General features: G+C 59.8%; 20 protein-coding genes. 8 read left to right on the plus strand and 12 right to left on the minus strand.

Annotation, left to right across the window (positions count from 1 at the left end; genetic code table 11):
* Positions 1–24: 24 nt before the first annotated feature.
* The 3 genes from B9Z48_RS10775 to B9Z48_RS10785 all read right to left on the minus strand — a co-directional run bounded on the left by B9Z48_RS10775 (position 25) and on the right by B9Z48_RS10785 (position 2,901).
* The gene (locus tag B9Z48_RS10775; protein ID WP_108378429.1) at positions 25–1,056 is read right to left on the minus strand and encodes a C4-dicarboxylate ABC transporter; all 1,032 of its coding nucleotides are present in this window, start codon (positions 1,054–1,056) and stop codon (positions 25–27) included.
* Between the two features lie 84 nt (positions 1,057–1,140).
* A complete protein-coding gene (gene ssb / locus B9Z48_RS10780; protein WP_089957252.1) occupies positions 1,141–1,635 on the minus strand; it encodes a single-stranded DNA-binding protein in 495 nt (164 codons plus the stop codon).
* Positions 1,636–1,713: 78 nt separating this feature from the next.
* Positions 1,714–2,901: an MFS transporter gene (locus B9Z48_RS10785; protein ID WP_089957513.1), complete on the minus strand. Its 1,188-nt coding sequence runs from the start codon at positions 2,899–2,901 to the stop codon at positions 1,714–1,716.
* A 183-nt stretch (positions 2,902–3,084) separates the two neighbouring features.
* Between B9Z48_RS10785 and uvrA the strand changes: the two genes are divergently transcribed.
* From uvrA to B9Z48_RS10800, 3 genes are all read left to right on the plus strand, one after another.
* Entirely contained in the window at positions 3,085–5,994 is a 2,910-nt protein-coding gene (gene uvrA / locus B9Z48_RS10790) for an excinuclease ABC subunit UvrA (protein WP_199233501.1), read from the plus strand.
* A gap of 3 nt (positions 5,995–5,997) precedes the next feature.
* The gene (locus B9Z48_RS10795; protein WP_368665919.1) at positions 5,998–6,438 is read left to right on the plus strand and encodes a GNAT family N-acetyltransferase; all 441 of its coding nucleotides are present in this window, start codon (positions 5,998–6,000) and stop codon (positions 6,436–6,438) included.
* An 81-nt stretch (positions 6,439–6,519) separates the two neighbouring features.
* The gene (locus B9Z48_RS10800) at positions 6,520–6,918 is read left to right on the plus strand and encodes a glutaredoxin domain-containing protein (RefSeq protein ID WP_108378325.1); all 399 of its coding nucleotides are present in this window, start codon (positions 6,520–6,522) and stop codon (positions 6,916–6,918) included.
* A 40-nt stretch (positions 6,919–6,958) separates the two neighbouring features.
* Here the strand turns inward: B9Z48_RS10800 and B9Z48_RS10805 are convergent, their stop codons facing one another.
* Together B9Z48_RS10805 and B9Z48_RS10810 are read right to left on the minus strand one after the other, a co-directional pair.
* Positions 6,959–7,255: a type II toxin-antitoxin system RelE/ParE family toxin gene (locus tag B9Z48_RS10805; RefSeq protein ID WP_108378436.1), complete on the minus strand. Its 297-nt coding sequence runs from the start codon at positions 7,253–7,255 to the stop codon at positions 6,959–6,961.
* A gap of 1 nt (position 7,256) precedes the next feature.
* Entirely contained in the window at positions 7,257–7,505 is a 249-nt protein-coding gene (locus B9Z48_RS10810) for a type II toxin-antitoxin system Phd/YefM family antitoxin (RefSeq protein ID WP_108378438.1), read from the minus strand.
* Between the two features lie 103 nt (positions 7,506–7,608).
* On the opposite strand from B9Z48_RS10810, the gene B9Z48_RS10815 reads away from it, so the two are divergent.
* A complete protein-coding gene (locus tag B9Z48_RS10815) occupies positions 7,609–8,220 on the plus strand; it encodes a CYTH domain-containing protein (RefSeq protein ID WP_158273249.1) in 612 nt (203 codons plus the stop codon).
* Here the strand turns inward: B9Z48_RS10815 and B9Z48_RS10820 are convergent.
* Entirely contained in the window at positions 8,217–9,161 is a 945-nt protein-coding gene (locus B9Z48_RS10820; RefSeq protein WP_108378329.1) for an AraC family transcriptional regulator, read from the minus strand. The two genes, B9Z48_RS10815 and B9Z48_RS10820, sit on opposite strands and share 4 nt — an antisense overlap.
* 100 nt (positions 9,162–9,261) lie before the next feature.
* Here B9Z48_RS10820 and B9Z48_RS10825 point away from each other — a divergent pair, with 100 nt between their 5' ends.
* Positions 9,262–10,659 carry a cytochrome P450 gene (locus B9Z48_RS10825; protein WP_108378331.1) on the plus strand — a complete coding sequence of 466 codons (1,398 nt, stop codon included), beginning with the start codon at positions 9,262–9,264 and terminating at the stop codon, positions 10,657–10,659.
* Positions 10,660–10,674: 15 nt separating this feature from the next.
* Here the strand turns inward: B9Z48_RS10825 and B9Z48_RS10830 are convergent, their stop codons facing one another.
* From B9Z48_RS10830 to B9Z48_RS10850, 5 genes are all read right to left on the minus strand, one after another.
* The gene (locus tag B9Z48_RS10830; RefSeq protein WP_108378333.1) at positions 10,675–10,938 is read right to left on the minus strand and encodes a Txe/YoeB family addiction module toxin; all 264 of its coding nucleotides are present in this window, start codon (positions 10,936–10,938) and stop codon (positions 10,675–10,677) included.
* A complete protein-coding gene (locus tag B9Z48_RS10835) occupies positions 10,935–11,189 on the minus strand; it encodes a type II toxin-antitoxin system Phd/YefM family antitoxin (protein WP_108378335.1) in 255 nt (84 codons plus the stop codon). The genes B9Z48_RS10830 and B9Z48_RS10835 overlap by 4 nt, the downstream gene beginning before the upstream one ends.
* Positions 11,190–11,284: 95 nt before the next feature.
* Entirely contained in the window at positions 11,285–11,692 is a 408-nt protein-coding gene (locus B9Z48_RS10840; protein WP_108378337.1) for a PaaI family thioesterase, read from the minus strand.
* Complete coding sequence (locus tag B9Z48_RS10845; protein ID WP_108378339.1) at positions 11,689–12,048, minus strand: MerR family transcriptional regulator; 360 nt, start codon at positions 12,046–12,048, stop codon at positions 11,689–11,691. The genes B9Z48_RS10840 and B9Z48_RS10845 overlap by 4 nt, the downstream gene beginning before the upstream one ends.
* A gap of 319 nt (positions 12,049–12,367) precedes the next feature.
* Positions 12,368–13,117, minus strand: a complete 750-nt coding sequence (locus B9Z48_RS10850; RefSeq protein WP_089957267.1) for a Fic family protein — start codon at positions 13,115–13,117, stop codon at positions 12,368–12,370.
* Positions 13,118–13,262: 145 nt separating this feature from the next.
* On the opposite strand from B9Z48_RS10850, the gene B9Z48_RS10855 reads away from it, so the two are divergent.
* Positions 13,263–14,438 carry a serine hydrolase gene (locus tag B9Z48_RS10855; protein ID WP_108378341.1) on the plus strand — a complete coding sequence of 392 codons (1,176 nt, stop codon included), beginning with the start codon at positions 13,263–13,265 and terminating at the stop codon, positions 14,436–14,438.
* A 68-nt stretch (positions 14,439–14,506) separates the two neighbouring features.
* Here B9Z48_RS10855 and purN read toward each other — a convergent pair whose 3' ends face one another.
* The gene (gene purN / locus B9Z48_RS10860) at positions 14,507–15,082 is read right to left on the minus strand and encodes a phosphoribosylglycinamide formyltransferase (protein ID WP_108378343.1); all 576 of its coding nucleotides are present in this window, start codon (positions 15,080–15,082) and stop codon (positions 14,507–14,509) included.
* 154 nt (positions 15,083–15,236) lie between these two features.
* Here purN and B9Z48_RS10865 point away from each other — a divergent pair, with 154 nt between their 5' ends.
* On the plus strand, positions 15,237–16,418 hold the full coding sequence (locus tag B9Z48_RS10865; protein ID WP_089957276.1) for an acyl-CoA dehydrogenase family protein: 1,182 nt from the start codon (positions 15,237–15,239) through the stop codon (positions 16,416–16,418).
* A gap of 10 nt (positions 16,419–16,428) precedes the next feature.
* Positions 16,429–17,544 (plus strand): acyl-CoA dehydrogenase family protein, encoded by a 1,116-nt coding sequence (locus B9Z48_RS10870; protein WP_108378345.1) that lies wholly within the window; start codon positions 16,429–16,431, stop codon positions 17,542–17,544.
* Positions 17,545–17,581: the final 37 nt, after the last annotated feature.

A 17,581-nucleotide genomic window follows, 5' to 3' on the forward strand; every position in this document is an offset into this window, starting at 1 on the left:
CATCCCACCTGACCATTCTTTTTGTCAGGACTTGCCAAGCACGGCAGGCGCAGAAACCGGACCTACAGCGCTCGTGATCGCCACCTCAGGCCCCAACAAATCTCCCCGAAGCAAGCCCCGCACGGTCGCCCCCAGCAAAGCCAATATCGCCAGGGTGACGCCCAAAAGCCAAGCACTGGCCAAGCCCTGTGCCCCACCGTCCACAGGCGTCAACTGCAAGGACAATGACGCCAAAGCTGCCAAGGGAAACGACATGCCCCAAAAAGACATGCCAAAAGGCTGCCTCAAACACCGCACCAGCAAGGTGAAAGACAAGGCTGCGAAAAATGCAGCCACGCCCCAAAGCATGTGCAGCAAGACTTCGGGCCCACCCAGCTGATGGCCAGACAGCGCCAACACCGAAGGCGGCGCAATGGTAATGAACGTCACGGGCAGCATGCGCTCAGGCCACAAACCCCGCATGCCAATGCGCACCATGACCAACACCAGCATGACGGGCCACAGCACCGCAGCCAAGCCATATTGGGCAGCAGCCCACACCGGGTGGCCCAGACTCACCCCCGCCAAAGCGGGCAATACATTGCCCACCACAGGAATGAACAACGCAGGTGTGATGCCAAGCCAAAAATCATCAATGCTCAAGCCCGGCTGTAGCCAACGCCAAAGCACCACCCCAGTGCACAGCAGCAAGCCGATGGCACCCAGCATCCAAAGCGCCTCGATCCACGGGTTGACAACGTGGTGCGCCATCCACACCGTGGCCAACAAAACCAGGGACGAGGGAAATGCGGCCACAAACACATGGCGTACCGGGTGCCGCGCATCTTCTTGCACGGCAGCCGGAAACTTCAGCCATCGCAACCCTTGGGCCAACAACAAAACACCCAAAACACCTGCAGCCAACCAACCCAGACCCTGCGACAAGCGCAAAGCCATGGGCCCCCAATGCGGCACAGCCCGCGACCACGCCAGAGACAGGCCGCACAGACCCATGACCATGGCAAACCATGAAAATCCCAGATACGGCAGCGACGAGCCCCGAGTGCGTTCGGTCATGTCCTGTTGTTTCATAAAAAAACCCGTGACATCGGCCACGGGTTGAGGGTCAAGCCCAGCGCATGATCAGCGCTTGCGAGAAATTTAGAACGGAATATCGTCATCCATGTCGTCAAAGTTGCTGGCGGCGGGCTTGGACGCTGGCGCGGCGGCGGGGCGTTGCGCAGGTGCCGCCGCAGGTCGTGCGGGGGCTTGACGTGGCGCATAGCCGCCACCGCCGTCTTCAGAAGGACCGCCCATGCCTTGGCGGCTGCCCAACATTTGCATGCTGTCAGCACGGATGTCGGTGGCGTATTTTTCAACGCCGTTTTTGTCGGTGTATTTGCGGGTACGCAAACTGCCTTCGACATACACCTGGCTGCCTTTGCGCAGGTATTGGCCTGCGATTTCGGCCAGTTTGGCAAAAAAGCTGATGCTGTGCCACTCGGTGGCCTCTTTCATCTCGCCTGTTTGTTTGTCTTTGTAACGGTCTGTGGTGGCCACACGGATGCTGGTGACCGCATCACCCGAGGGCAAATAACGGGTTTCGGGGTCGGCACCCAAGTTGCCGACGATGATGACTTTGTTGACGGATGCCATAAAAACTCCTCGATGATGTGTCAATTATGCGGCCAATCCGGGCTTCAACCGAGGCCATCCAGACGCCAGGCCATCACCTCAGGCTGTGGGTGGAGGTGCGGCACCACGGCCCGGGGTTTGCATGGGCCAGGCCACCAGCAGCCAGGCCAGCAGGGCCAAAGCGCAGCACAAAAACAAGGCCGGGCTTCCCCAGGACTTGACCAACCAGCCCCCCATCAAGCCCCCCACAAAAAAGCCCAAAGACTGCAAGGTGTTGTAGACCCCCATGGCGGTGCCGCGCAAGGCGCGCGGCGCGATGCGGGAGGCCAAGCTCGGCTGCGTGGCCTCGAGTGCATTGAAACCGCAAAAAAAGACCAACAACAACACCGCCATGGCGCTCAAGCGGGTGGTACCCACCGTTTGCAAGAACAAACCCAGCTCCACCACCGCTATCAGAGCGATGGACAGCAAAAAAACTTTTTTCAGATGGCCGCGCCTCTCCATCGCAAACACCACCCCCAAAAACAAAAACGACACCAGCACCGCAGGCAAATACACCTGCCAGTGCTGCCCGGTCTGCAAGCCTGCCTGAACCAACAATGCAGGCACCGCCACCCACATGGCCAGCTGCACCGCGTGCAAGACAAACACACCCACATTCAATCGCATCAGGTCAGCATGGGCCAGCACATCCCGCAATCGACCCGCTGCTTGGCCCGGCTCGGGCTCTGGGGCAGTGGGTGCCCCCCAAATGACCACCAGCACACCCAACAAGGCCAGAACACCGGTCAGCCCAAACAAGCCTGACAAACCCACCCAGGCCGTCAGCACGGGCGACACCACCAAAGACAAGGCAAACATCAAACCGATGCTGCCCCCCACCAAAGCCATGGCTTTGGTGCGTACCTCGTCGCGCGTCAAGTCGGCCAACAAAGCCGTCACGGCGGCAGACACCGCCCCCGCGCCTTGCAAGCTGCGCCCGACCAGCAAACCGGTTAAATCGGTGGCGGCGGCGGCCCAAAAACTGCCCAAGCCAAAGATCAACAAGCCCAACACAATGACGCGTTTGCGGCCATAACGGTCTGAAGCCATGCCAAAAGGCAGCTGCAACAGGCCTTGCGTCAGGCCATAAATGCCCATGGCCAGGCCCAGCAGCACCGGGTCTTCGCCGCCGGGGTATTGACGTGCCTCCAGGGCAAACACCGGCAAAACCAAAAACAGACCGAGCATGCGCAACGCAAAAATACCGGCCAGCGAGGCACTCGCACGGCGCTCAATGGGCGTCATGGCCAAAGAAGATGAATCAGAAGTAGAAGAATGCACGGAATCGACCGCCATGGAAGGCGCACAAGGCAAAAGTAAAACCCTGATTGTCCTTGATGGGTCTGGCCCCCCAAACAGCGCTGGCGGGGATAATCGAAGGTTTTGCTGATTTGGCCACCCACCGTGAACCTTGTAGACCCCTCTCTCTTGCCCGATGAACCCGATCAAGCGCGGTATCTGGCCTCGGCGCTGCGGCAAAGCCACATCAGCGTGCGGGGGGCACGCACCCACAACCTGAAAAACATCGACCTCGACATCCCGCGCAACCAGCTGGTGGTCATCACCGGGCTGTCGGGCTCGGGCAAGTCCAGCTTGGCTTTTGACACCCTGTACGCCGAAGGCCAGCGCCGCTATGTGGAAAGCCTGTCGGCCTATGCCCGGCAGTTTTTGCAATTGATGGACAAGCCCGATGTGGACCTGATAGAGGGCCTGTCGCCCGCCATTTCCATCGAGCAAAAAGCCACCAGCCACAACCCACGCTCCACCGTGGGCACGGTGACCGAGATCCACGACTACCTGCGCCTGCTGTACGCCCGCGCTGGCACGCCCTACTGCCCCGACCACAACTTGCCCCTGCAAGCGCAAACCGTGAGCCAGATGGTGGACGCCGTGCTGGCCCTGCCCGAAGACACCAAGTTGATGATCCTCGCGCCCATTGCGCGTGAGAAAAAAGGCGAGTTTGAAAAAGTTTTTGAGCAAATGCAGGCCCTGGGCTATGTGCGCTTTCGCATCAATGGCCAGACGGTGGAAGTGGAAGACCTGCCCACACTCAAGAAAACCGAAAAGCACAACATCGACGTGGTGGTGGACCGCATCAAAGTACGATCTGAAGAGGACGCCAAGGCCAGAGACGCCCTGCGCCAGCGCCTGGCCGAAAGCTTTGAAGCCGCGCTGCAACTGGCCGAACACCGCGCCGTGGCACTCGAGATGGACACGGGGAAAGAACACCTGTTCAACGCCAAGTTCTCCTGCCCGGTGTGCACTTATTCCATCAGCGAGCTGGAGCCGAGGTTGTTCTCCTTCAACTCGCCCATGGGCGCTTGCCCGACTTGCGACGGCATTGGCAGCATGGCGTTTTTTGACCCGGAGCGGGTCGTCGCCTTCCCCTCGCTCAGTTTGGCCAGCGGTGCCATCAAAGGCTGGGACCGACGCAACGGCTTTTACTTCAGCATGCTCGAAAGCCTGGCCAAGCATTACCAGTTCGACATCGAAACACCGTTTGAAAAACTTGCGCCCGCACACCAACAGGTTTTGCTGCATGGCTCGGGCGATGAAGAAATCAAGTTCAGCTACACGATGGAGTCAGGCGCCTCTCAAGGCAAAAAGGTCAGCAAGAAGCACCCGTTTGAAGGCATCATCCCCAACATGACGCGCCGCTACCGCGAGACCGACTCGGCTGTGGTGCGCGAAGACCTGGCCCGCTACCGCAACATGCAGGCCTGCACCGATTGCCAAGGCACGCGCTTGCGGCGCGAAGCACGCCATGTGCGCATTGGAGAAGGCGATCAGGCCCGCGCCATTTACGAGATCAGCCACATCACGCTGGGCGATTCGCAACAATACTTTCAGGGCCTGAAAATGCACGGGGCCAAGGCCGAGATCGCCGACAAGGTGGTGCGCGAAATCGCCTTACGGCTGAAGTTCCTGAACGATGTAGGCCTGAATTATTTGAGCCTGGATCGCAGCGCCGACACCTTGTCGGGCGGCGAGTCGCAACGCATTCGCCTGGCCAGCCAGATTGGTTCGGGCCTCATGGGCGTGATGTATGTGCTGGATGAGCCCAGCATCGGACTTCACCAGCGCGACAACGACCGCCTGATCGGCACACTGCAACACCTGCGCGACATCGGCAACAGCGTGCTGGTGGTCGAACACGACGAAGACATGATCCGCGTGGCCGACCATGTGATCGACATGGGCCCCGGCGCAGGCGTGCACGGCGGGCGCGTGATGGCGCAAGGCACTTGCGCCGACATCTTGGCCGCACCCGATTCGGTCACGGGCCAATATATGTCGGGCCGCAAAAAGATCGAGATTCCGAAGCGCCACAAAGCGGGCAAGGACTTCATCGAGATCGTGGGTGCGTCGGGCAACAACCTGAAGCATGTGAACGTGAAGTTTCCAGTCGGACTGCTGACCTGTGTGACAGGCGTATCCGGTTCGGGCAAATCCACCCTGGTGAACGACACGCTGTACACCGCAGCGGCCCACCAGATCCACCGTGCGCACGACGAAGCCGCCGCCCACGAAGAGATCAAAGGCCTGGAGCATTTCGACAAAGTCATCAACGTCGACCAGTCGCCGATTGGCCGCACACCCCGCAGCAACCCCGCCACCTACACAGGCCTGTTCACCCACATCCGCGAGCTGATGGCCGAAGTGCCTGCCGCACGCGAGCGCGGTTACGGCCCGGGGCGTTTTTCCTTCAACGTAACCGGTGGCCGCTGCGAAGCCTGCCAGGGCGACGGCATGGTGAAAGTGGAAATGCACTTTTTGCCCGATGTGTATGTGCCCTGCGATGTGTGCCATGGCATGCGGTACAACCGCGAAACGCTGGAGGTTCAATACAAGGGCCAGAACATCGCGCAGATTTTGAATATGACGGTGGAAGCTGCGCACCAGTTCTTCAGCGCCGTGCCCAACATCGCCCGCAAGTTGCAAACTCTGCTGGATGTGGGCCTGACTTACATTCGCCTGGGCCAAAGCGCCACAACACTCTCGGGCGGCGAGGCGCAGCGCGTCAAGCTCGCGCTGGAACTGTCCAAACGCGATACGGGCCGCACCCTGTACATCTTGGACGAACCCACCACCGGCTTGCACTTTGCCGACATCGACCTGCTGCTGAAAGTCTTGCACCAGCTGCGCGACGCGGGCAACACCATCGTCATCATCGAGCACAACCTCGACGTGATCAAAACCGCCGATTGGTTGATCGACATGGGCCCCGAAGGCGGCGCGGGCGGCGGCACGGTGCTGGGCGAAGGCACGCCCGAGCAACTGGCCAAAAACAAGGCCAGCTTCACGGGGCATTATTTGGCACGATTGCTCAAGGAGTAAAAAATGGACGACATGAAAATGATTTGGCGTGATTCACTCGAATCCGTGGACTGGAGCGAACTGTCTGCCTTGTATCTGGCTGCCCCACTTGGCATCAAGCCAGCCAACAACCTGAAAACTGTGTTCAGCAACAGCATGTTTCGATGCTTTGCATACGACGATGGACGTTTGGTTGGTGCAGGTCGTGTTTTGGCGGACGGGGCAGACTGCGCTTACCTCTGCGATGTGGCAGTTTTACCCAGTCATCAAGGTACGGGGCTCGGCAAAGCCATCGTTCGTCGGCTGGTAGCGCTCTCACAAGGCCACCAAAAAATCATTCTTTACGCAGTCCCCGGAAAAGAAGACTTTTACCGCGGACTGGGCTTTCATTCAATGAATACGGCCATGGCGATTTTCAAAGACGAAGCCGCTGCCATTGCCAAGGGCTACATCGCTGATCGGTAGCACCACATTGAACACCAGCAGTGTGATGTAAGCCGTGTCTTCACCCCGATTCAACCTCTTCTTAAAAAACTTCAAACACCTATGAAAACCGTCATCCGTGCTTTTTTCAGAACCCTGCGCATCGTGCTCGGCCCCGTCATGCTGCTCAAAGAGCGCCTGACGCGGCCCGCTGCCATCCAACGCGCGCCCGCCGCACAAAGCGCCGTGGACCTGCAATGCCAAAGCCTGGTGCTTTACCAATTCAGCACTTGCCCTTTTTGCATCAAGGTGCGCCAGGAAATGCACCGCCTGGCTTTGCCGATTGAGCTGCGCGATTCACAAAACAACAGCACCCACCGCAGCGAACTGCAGCAAGGCAGCGGCGGCACCCAAGTGCCCTGCTTGAAAATCACCGACAGCAACGGCCAAACCCGCTGGCTCAAAGAGTCGTCCGCCATCGTGGCTTATTTTCGCGAGCGCTTTGCGGCCCCTGCGGCTTGAATTCAAAAACCCTGCCACAGAGTGTTGGTTGGTTGCACCTTCAATGCACGGCACCGTCCCTGCCGACGGCCGCCATGTCAACAGCTTGGCCGTCTCGCCGCCCTACGGCCACGACCACCACCAGCACCTGGCTGTCGCGCACTTCATAAACCAGCCGATAGCCCAAAGCCCGCAATTTGATTTTGTACCGGTCTGGGTGTCCGCGCAGCTGCGCTGATGCCACCCTCGGCGTCTGCAGACGCTCCACCAGGCGGGTCTTGAAGAGTTGCCGCGTGTGCGGATCGAGCTTCTTCCACTCCTTGAGTGCCTGAGGCACAAATGCCAGGCCGTAAGGCAGATCAGAGCTCATCGATCGTCAGCCGCACAAGGGGCTCTGCTGCGCGGGCATCGGCAATGGCATTGAGCTCCATGTCCTCCAATCGATCCATCAAAGCCTCATAAGCCCCAGCTGGCACGCAATAAAAAGCAGGTGCATTGCGGTTGAGGATGGCCACTGTCTGGCCCTCTCCTGCCGCAACGGTACCCATTGGGTTTTTCTTGAGTTCGGACACACTGGCCGTGACCGTGGCATAAATCAAATTCGACATGTTGAACCTCATAAAGACCAGTTAATGGTGCTTATTTTGATACCATTAAAAGCACTCGTCAATGCATCGTGTCCATCAACAACGCCATCAGTGAGTCATGCCCATGGAAACCGAACTCAAACTCAGTCTGAACGAAACAGACCTGCCGCGCCTGCTGGGCCACCCCCTGCTGACGCAAACGGGTGCTACGCAGCAACTGCTCAACACCTATTTCGACACCCCCGAGCTGGACCTGCAAAAACGCAGCATGGCGGTGCGCGAGCGGCTGGCGGGTGATCAGTGGCTGCTCACCGTCAAGACGGCGGGACGGAGCCAAAACGGCCTCTCACGAAGGCAAGAGTGGGAAGCGCCAACCACCCCAGGCGCTTTGCAGTTCGATACTTTGGTCGATGACACTGCGCTGGCCACCGAACTGATGGCGATGCGGCCGCGTTTGAAAGCGCTGTTTTGCACCGACTTTGAACGCCAACGCTGGCTCCTCTCGCATGCAGACGCCCAGATCGAAGTCGCACTGGACCAAGGCCGCATCCATGTGCCCGACACAGATCGACAAGAAACACTGCTGGAGCTGGAACTTGAATTGCTCAGCGGCCCCGAATCCGCCTTGATGGCTTTGGCCGATGTGCTGCGCCAGACACCACAAGGCCCCGTGGGCCTCACGCCCAGCGATGCCAGCAAGGCGCAGCGGGGCATGGCGCTTTGGCAGCGGGCCTAATCGGCCAGCGCCGCAGGCGCTGGCACCTCATACCCCGCCAACTGCGCCCATGCCCGATAGATCCAAAACGCTTCCTCATGGATGAGCCCATGGCGCAATGTCTCGGGGCTGAAGCCGGTGATGCGGCGGGTCTCGCGAATGAAATGGCTTTGGTCTGAAAACCCGTTGTCCAGTGCTATTTGAGCCCAATCCAGGCGCTCTTCGAGCATGGCCTCCATCACTGCAAAAAATACGGCTTCGCCCCTGACAGAGCCTTGCAATTTGCGCAAAGACCAGCCCGTCCACTGCTTGATGCGCCGCTCGGACTGTCGCAAACTGCGCCCCCAGCCGGTGGCGGCGGCACGCAAGGCCAGGGCCTGCATCCAAGGCGCAAAGCTCTGCCCCGTCTCAACAGGCTGTTCGCCGTGTTCAGGTAGTGCCAGCACGCGCTGCTGCCAGATGGGCGACAGCTCATCAAAAAACCGCTGCACACCTTGGTGGACATCACCCGCCTCGAACAAACGACTGCACACAGCCAACAAGGCCGCAGGCAAAACGCTGTGCGCATCCACGATCTGATCGCCCAGGGTCTGCGGTGGCACCCCGGTCATGGCCCAAAGGGCATCCGGGTAAAAAATGAGCATCACGCCTTCGGCATCAGGGCCATAAAAAGCACTGCGGGGCGAACTGTGCGGCCCCATCACCGACATGCGCGGCGCGGGCTGACGTTCAGAGAAGGGATCGCTGCCCGCACCTGCCGCAAGCACGTCGATGCTGCCCTGAAGCAGATAGCTGATGGTGCACACGGGGCCAGCAGGGTAATGCCCCCAGCGCTGCAATTCGGTCAATTCCATGCCCACGGTGCTGCGCCACATCACCGCACGCACGCAAGCGCTCAGCCCCCAAGGCGGCAACCAACTACGGACAGGCGAAAACCGATGTGAGGCATGAATTGACGACATGCCCAAAGTATAGGTAAGCGGTCACCCATCTCCAACGGTTACCCCTAAAGTGTCGATTCGATTCAAGACACGACTGCAGCCTGCCGCGCAAGATCGCCCCATGAACACACAAACCCAAGCCTTGCACACATTACCCCCCGGCCCGTCTGCCCCCCTGTGGGGACTGAACCACCTGCGCACCATGAAAGCCGACTACCTGGGCTTTGTGGCTGACTTGCAGCGCCAACACCCGGACATTGCTCATGTGCAGGTTCTGAACGAACACATCCACCACGTCTTTCACCCTGAATGGGTGCGTCAAGTGCTGGTGGACCAAGCCGATGCGCTGATCCGCTGGGAACGCGCCACCGATGTCTTCAGCGTGTCCATGGGACAAAGTGTGCTGGTGACCGAAGGCGTGCAATGGCAGCGCCAGCGTCGCATGATGCAACCCGGCTTCATGCCCAAGCGTGTCGCGGGATATGCCGCACTGATGGCCTCTGCGGCCCAAGACGCACTCCACGCCTTGGCCCAGCGCCCAGCTCATGACAGCGTGGACATGGACGCCTTCATGACGGACATGACGCTGGACGTGATTTTGCGGGCGCTGTTCGGCGCGCACCAGGTCACCGATGCCCGGCCTATCTCGGAAGCCATTCAGACTTTGAGCCATTCGGGTTTCGAGGAGATGTTCAAACCGTTTTCCTGGCCGCTCTGGATGCCCTTACCTTCGGTGCTGAAAGTGCGCCACGCCAAACAAACGCTGGACCGCGTGATCCAGCAGCACATTCAGAACCAGCTAAAAAAGGCGCATGACGACGGCGCAGACCTGCTGACCATGCTGCGGCAAGCCCGCGACCCAGATCACCCCGATCAAGGTCTGAGCGCGCAAGAGCTGCACGACCAGACCATGGTGATGTTTCAGGCCGGTCACGAAACCACGGCCACCGCCATGACATGGTGGTGCGGACTGGTGGCTCGCCACCCCGACGTGGCCCAGCGCATCCACGCCGAAATCGACGCGGTGCTCCAAGGCGCAACCCCAACGCCCGCCACTTTGCAGCAACTGCCGTGGCTGCAAGCCAGCCTCAAAGAAGCCATGCGCCTTTACCCGCCCGCAGCCATCTTGTTCACCCGCCGGGCATGCAGGGATGTGACGGTCGGACCGTGGACATTGCCCAAAGGCCACCTGATGGCCTTCACACCGTATGTCATTCATCGCGATGCGCGCTGGTTCGAATCACCCGATGCATTCAAGCCAGAACGCTTTTTGCCCGGCGCGCCCGACATCCCGCGCGGTGCCTGGATGCCCTTTGGCACCGGCCCCCGAGTCTGCATCGGTCAGCACTTCGCCATGCTTGAAATGGGCCTGATCGGGGCCATGCTGATGCAGCGCTTCAACCTGGTGTGGCCGGAAGGCGCAGCCTGGCCCGAGGGTGATCTGGCCGTGACCTTGCGGCCTGCGCAACCGATCCGGTTAAGGCTTCATGCAAGAAGCAGCCAGGTCACAAGCCCATAAAGATGGCGGGCAGCCTTACTGGTAATGCCCCCGACAGGCGATCACCGTCAACTCCACATCGTCCACGGCGTAGACCAGTCGATGCACGTCGTCGATGCGACGTGACCAATAGCCTGACAGATTGCCCTGCAAAGGCTCGGGTTTACCAATACCTTCAAAGGGGTCGCGTCGAGCGGCATCGATCAACAGATTGATTCGCTTGAGCGTCTTTTTGTCCTGCCATTGCCAGTACAAGTCATCACCCCAAGCATGCGAGGTGAAGGCACTCCCTCGGCTCAGGGGGTAATCAATTCACGGCGCTTGGCTTTGCCAGCTTTGTGCTCGGCAATGGATGCCGCCAAGTGCGCTGCGTTAGCGGGACTCGAAAGCAAGTACAGGGTTTCAGCCATGCTCTGGTAGTGCGCCATGGACATGACCACAGCATCCCCGCCATCACGGCGGGTGATGATGGTGATATCGGCATCGGATTCCACGCCATCCAGCACGGATTTCAGCCCCTTGCGCGCTTCGGAATAACGGATGATTCGCATGGCTGTGACTTGCTCAATAGATTGGACAAATATTGTCGCTTTTTTAAGCCACGGGTGGTGGCGATCACTGAAGTGCATTCACCGCGTTACGTAGGTCACGCGGCAATCACCGTCAGCAGTGTTTGACCATTCGCCACCAGTTTTTCGCCCTCAGCATCCACGGCAAACAAATCGCAGCTGGTGAACACCTGCGCTTTGCCCGGCTTGACCACCCGTGCCCGGGCAATGAACTTCTGCCCCACCGCAGGCCGCAAGCAGTTGACGGAAAAGTTGGCGGCCAACAAATTGGGGCCTGCCACGGTGCCCGCTGCGAAACCGCACGCGGTGTCGATCAGGGTGCCGATCAAGCCCGCATGCAAGAAGCCTGAATACTGCCCGACCTCTGGGCGCCAGGGCATCTGGATTTCCACAAAGCCGGGTTCTGCTACCGTCACTTCGATGCCACACCAGCGGTTGAATTCGGCCATGGCATTGATTTTTTTCAGCATCTCAAGTGGGCTCATTTCATTCTCCTTTGTTGAGTTTCAAACCACCCGATGTGGTCCATCAGTTTTTTGCGAAGTGCTTGTTGCTCGGTCATGAGTTGGTCAATCTCGGCTACGCGCACCAAGATCGCATCGATCATGTCTTGCGCTGACAATTTGCCCGTTTTGAAGCGCGGCAAATACTCGGCGATGAAGGCCAGCGAAAAACCCATCTCCCGGGACATGGCGATGAAAACCACATGCCGGACCGTTTTCTCGTCGTAATCGCGGTAGCCGTTGGACAAGCGCTGGCTCGCAATAAGGCCTGCTTCTTCGTATCGCCGCAATCGATGCACCGACACTTGCGTTTTGGCCGAGAGTTCTGAAATGCGCATGAATTCAGTCTAGCAACGCTCGCACAGCGCCAAGGTTTTCAGAGATGACACATGAGCGACAACACCTGAAATCTGAAACCACGTCAGTTTGGAGTGGCCTGCACCAGCAGCCTATTGATTCAGCCCTGTGAAGTTTTCAATGCTCAAAGATGTTGTAGGTCGGCGATCAAAGACCACGACATGGGTCTGTGCCGAAGCTGCCAAACGTTGGACTCTTCGAGTGCAGACCTACAAGATGACATGCCTCACACATTTCAAACTTCAGCGTGCCAGATCAATAGGCCACCGTGAGGTCACAAAATTCAAGCAGACAAGCACCTCACCCCTCCAAGCCCAACACATGCCAATAGGGCGCAAAGCCCTCGCGCACGCTGTCGGTCACCAGCACCATGAAGTCACGTACATCGCCCGTCACATGGGCTTTGTCCAGCGCCTCGTAATAGGCCAGTCGTTTTTCCACCGGCAGCACGATGGCCGGAAAGCCCGCTTTGAGCAATTCGAGATTGAGCAAGAGACGAGCTGTGCGGCCATTGCCGTCGACAAAAGGGTGAATCTTCACGAAATCCACATGCAAGCGTGCCGCCCGCTCCACCGGGTGAATTTGCCCAGCTTGGGTGTCGTACCAATTCAGCAAGGCCGCCATCTGCTCTGGCACTGCCAGCATGTCTGGCGGCACATGGCGCGCACCCGCAATCGTCACGTTCAGCTGGCGATAACGGCCCGCATTGTCATCATCAATCTGCTTGAGGACCAGGCGATGCAGATTGCGAATTTGCCACTCGCTCAAAGGCTCAGCCCGGCGCACCACGTCTTCCACATACAAAATCGCGTCGCGGTGGTTGATCGCCTCGAAATGCTCGCGCAGCAACTTGCCACCCACCGTGATGCCTTCGAGCACCACCTTCGTTTCCATCAAGGTCAGATTGTTGCCTTCAATGGCGTTGGAGTGGTAGGTCCAACGCAACACCAATTGTTCGTGCAAATTGCGCAGCGCCGCAGGCGGCAATGGACGCAGTTCATCGAGCCGGGCTTTCAGCGCGTCCAGGTCGGCAAAGTCACTCAGGTTCATGTGAAATCTATCAAGGCGGGCAAGGTCAAAGTCGGTGGATGCACCCTTAAACGTGCATGCGTCAATTATGGACGCCTCAGTTGCTTTAGGTGATAAGCCACCGCACCCGGCTGGTGTACAAAACACCCTTCTTCTGGAGCGCCCCATGACCCCACACCCCGCTTTGCCCCACGCCCGACCCGCCGACGTTGGCCTGTGCCCTGACCGCACGCAGCGGCTGATGGACGTGCTGCGCCGCGAAGTGGACAGCGGCAGGCTGCCGGGCGCAGTCGCCATGATCGCCCGACGCGGCCAAATCGCCTTGTTTGAAGCTGTAGGCCAGCAAGACCCTGCCACGGGCACGCCCATGCAAACCGACAGCATTTTCCGCATCTATTCGATGACCAAGCCGGTGGTGTCGGTGGCGGTGTTGATGCTGGTCGAGCGCGGCCAGTTGCTGTTGAGTGATCCGGTCAGCCATTGCTTGCCCGAGTTTGCGAATCAGCAAGTGGCCACGGCCAACGGGCTGGAGCCCGTCAAGCAAGCCGCCACGGTGCAAGACCTGCTGCGCCACACGGCCGGGTTGACCTATGAATTTCTGGGCACATCGCCCGTGCAGCAGCAATACGGCCAAGTGAAGATCGCCTCGCGCGAACGCACCAACGCCGAGTTTTCGCAGACGCTGGCGGCCATGCCTTTGCAGTTTCAGCCCGGCAGCGTGTGGGCCTACAGCCGCGCCACCGATGTGCTGGGCAGGCTGGTCGAGGTGGTCAGCGGGCAAAGCTTGGGCGCGTTCCTGCAAGCCGAAATTTTTGACCCACTGGGCATGGTGGACACGGGCTTTGCCGTGCCACCCGATCAGCAGCACCGCATTGCCGAGCCCTTTGCACACGACCCCGATGGCGGCGTGCCGATGAAGGTTTTGGAGCCCCGCCAAGTGCCCGCCATGGAGGGCGGGGGCGGCGGGCTGATGTCCACCGCCATGGACTACACCCGCTTTTTGCAATGCCTGCGCAACCGGGGTGAGCTGGGCGGCGTGCGTTTGCTGGGCCCGCACACGGTGGACTTCATGACCACCGACCACTTGGGAAGCATCCCGGCCGATGGCACCTTGCTGCCACCCGGCCATGGTTTTGGCCTCGGCTTTGCGGTGCGCACCCACCTGGGCCTGTCGCCCGTGCCCGGCTCGGTGGGCCTGTATTACTGGGGCGGCATCGCAGGCACCACCTTCTTTGTGGACCCGGTGCTGGACATGTACGCCATGTTGATGGTCCAAGCACCCAACCAGCGGGACTACTACCGCCCCCTGTTCAGGGACTTGGTGTACGCGGCATTGGTGTGAGTCAACCCGGGCAGCCCTGCCCTACCCGTGAGAGCGGCATTTGTGCCGTGATGGGCCATCCAAGACCTTCAACGACAAAACGCTGCGACAGCTCGCGGGTAAATCAGGTGTTCTTGGGACAAAACACGGGCTGCCAGCGTATCTGCCGTGTCATCGGCCAGCACCGGAACCACGGCCTGCGCCAGTATGGGCCCATGGTCCAGATCGGCTGTGACTTGGTGCACCGTGGCTCCGGCAAATTGGCAACCGGCGTCAATGGCCCGCTGGTGCGTGTTCAGCCCCGGAAAAGCAGGCAACAAAGAGGGGTGAATGTTGAGCAAGCGCCCGGCATAGTGCGCCACAAAACCCGGTGTCAAGATGCGCATGAAACCCGCCAACACCACCAGACTGGGCGAGAACTGGTCAATCTGAGCCATCAAGGCTGCATCAAACGCCTCACGACTGGCAAACGCCTTGTGGTCCAGCACGGCCGTGGTCACGCCTTGCGCTTGAGCCAAGACCAGGCCTTGGGCATCGGCCTTGTTGCTGATCACGGCGGCCACCCGCAACTTCAAGCGTTCAGCCCATCGCTCCTGCTCGGCAGCACGCAAGATGGCCCCCATGTTGGAGCCCGAGCCGGAAATCAAAATGACAATGTTTTTCATGAGAGGGGGAATTATCCCAGCACACCCCCTGCAAACCCTTGTTTGTCGCTCCAAGGACATGGGCAAGCGCCTGCTGCGTGATAAAAAGCACGATCGTTTGATTTTGTTTGCACAGCGCTTCAAATAACACTGACCCCAACGGAGAATTACCCCCATGGATTTGGCATTTACCCCCGACGAACTCGCGTTCCGCGACGAGATCCGCACCTGGGTCAAGGACAACTTGCCCGCTGATATTTCGCAAAAAGTGCACAACGCCATGCGCCTGACCCGCGAAGACCTGCAGCGCTGGGCCAAGATTTTGGGCAAAAAAGGCTGGCTGGGTTGGGGCTGGCCCACACAGTTTGGCGGCCCGGGCTGGACTGCCGTGCAAAAGCATTTGTTTGAAGAAGAATGCGCCCTGGCCGGTGCCCCCCGCGTGGTGCCTTTTGGCCCGGTGATGGTGGCCCCAGTCATCATGGCCTTTGGCAATGCCGAACAGCAACAACGCTTTTTGCCTGGTATCGCCAGCGGCGAAGTCTGGTGGAGCCAGGGCTACAGCGAGCCGGGCTCTGGCTCGGACTTGGCGTCCCTCAAAACCCGCGCCGAGCGTGTGGGCGACAAATACATCGTCAACGGCCAGAAAACCTGGACCACTCTGGGCCAATACGGCGAGTGGATCTTCTGCCTGGTGCGCACCAGCACCGAAGGTAAACCCCAAACCGGCATCTCGTTCTTGTTGATCGACATGAAGTCGCCCGGCATCACCGTGCGCCCCATCAAACTGCTCGACGGCGAGTGCGAAGTCAACGAAGTCTGGTTTGACAACGTCGAAGTGCCCGCTGAGAACCTGATTGGCGAAGAAAACAAGGGCTGGAACTATGCCAAGCACCTGCTGGCCCACGAGCGCACCAACATCGCCGACGTGAACCGCGCCAAGCGCGAGTTGGAGCGCCTGAAGCGCATTGCCAAAGCCGAAGGCGTGTACGACGACCTGCGCTTCCGCGACGAAATCGCCAAGCTCGAAGTCGACATCGTCGCGCTGGAAATGCTGGTGCTGCGTGTTTTGTCGGCCGAAAAGTCCGGCAAAAACTCGCTCGACATCGCCGGTCTCCTGAAGATCAAGGGCAGCGAAATCCAGCAGCGCTACACCGAGCTGATGATGCAGGCCGCTGGCCCCTTCGCCCTGCCCTTCATCTTCGAAGCCATGGACGCCGGCTGGCAAGGCAACTTCCCTGGTGGTGTGGTGGCCAACGCGCCCCTGGCCGCCAACTACTTCAACATGCGCAAGACCACCATTTACGGCGGCAGCAACGAAGTGCAACGCAACATCGTCGCCCAGACAGTTCTGGGTTAAGGAGACACACATGGATTTCGATTTTTCTGACGACCAAGAACAACTGCGCGACGCGGTGCGCAAATGGGTGGACAAGGGCTATGACTTTGACCGCCGCCGCGCCATCGTCGCTGCGGGCGGTTTTGACCGCGCCGCTTACGGCGAAATGGCCGAACTGGGCCTCACGGGCCTTTACGTGAGCGAAGAGCACGGCGGTATGGGCATGGGCCCGACCGAAGCCATGGTCACCATGGAAGAACTCGGGCGCGGCATCGTGCTCGAGCCCCTGACCCAAACGCTGATCTGCAGCGCCACACTGCAAACACACGCCTCCGCCGAGTTGCAAGCCGCTTGGCTGCCGCGCATGGCGGCAGGCGAAGCCATCGTGGTGCTGGCGCAGCAAGAGCGCGGTGCCCGTTACCAATTGGGCCGATGCGCCGCCCAGGCCAGCGAGTCTGGCGGCGCTTGGACCGTGAGCGGCACCAAGAGCGTGGTGGCCGTGGGCGACCAAGCCGACGCTTTTGTGGTGCCCGCCACCGTGAATGGCCAGATCGCCCTGTTTTTGGTCGAGCGCAGCACCAGCGGCGTGAGCACCCAGGCCTACATCACACAAGACGGTTCACGCGCCGCCGAAGTGATGCTGGACAATGCCTCGGCCCAACTGATCACCCTGAACGGCCTGACCGCCTTGGAAGAAGCCGTGGACATCGGCATTGCCTGCACCTGCGCCGAAGCCGTGGGCGTGATGGACAAGACCTTGGCCATCACCGTGTACTACATGAACACGCGCAAGCAGTTCGGCGTGAACATCGCCAGCTTCCAGGCCCTGCGCCACCGCGTGGCCGACATGAAGATGCAGTTGGAGCTGGGCCGCTCGATGAGCTACTACGCCAGCTTGAAGCTGCACGCCCCTGCCGACGAACGCCGCCGCGCCTTGGCCCGTGCCAAGTACCAGCTGGGCGTGTCCATGCGCTTCATCGGCCAGCAAGCGGTGCAGCTGCACGGCGGCATTGCCGTCACCGACGAGTACATCGTGAGCCACTACTTCAAGAAGTTGACGCAGCTGGACATGACCTTTGGCGACACCTTGCACCAACTGGGCGAAGTTTCGGCCCGCATGCAAGACACGGCAGGCGTGTTCGCCTGAGTCGGTCACCCGCTTTGATGCTCCGACCCAGGTCGGA

It is taken from the genome of Limnohabitans sp. WS1, from assembly GCF_003063265.1.
Taxonomy (GTDB): Bacteria; Pseudomonadota; Gammaproteobacteria; order Burkholderiales; family Burkholderiaceae_C; genus Limnohabitans_A.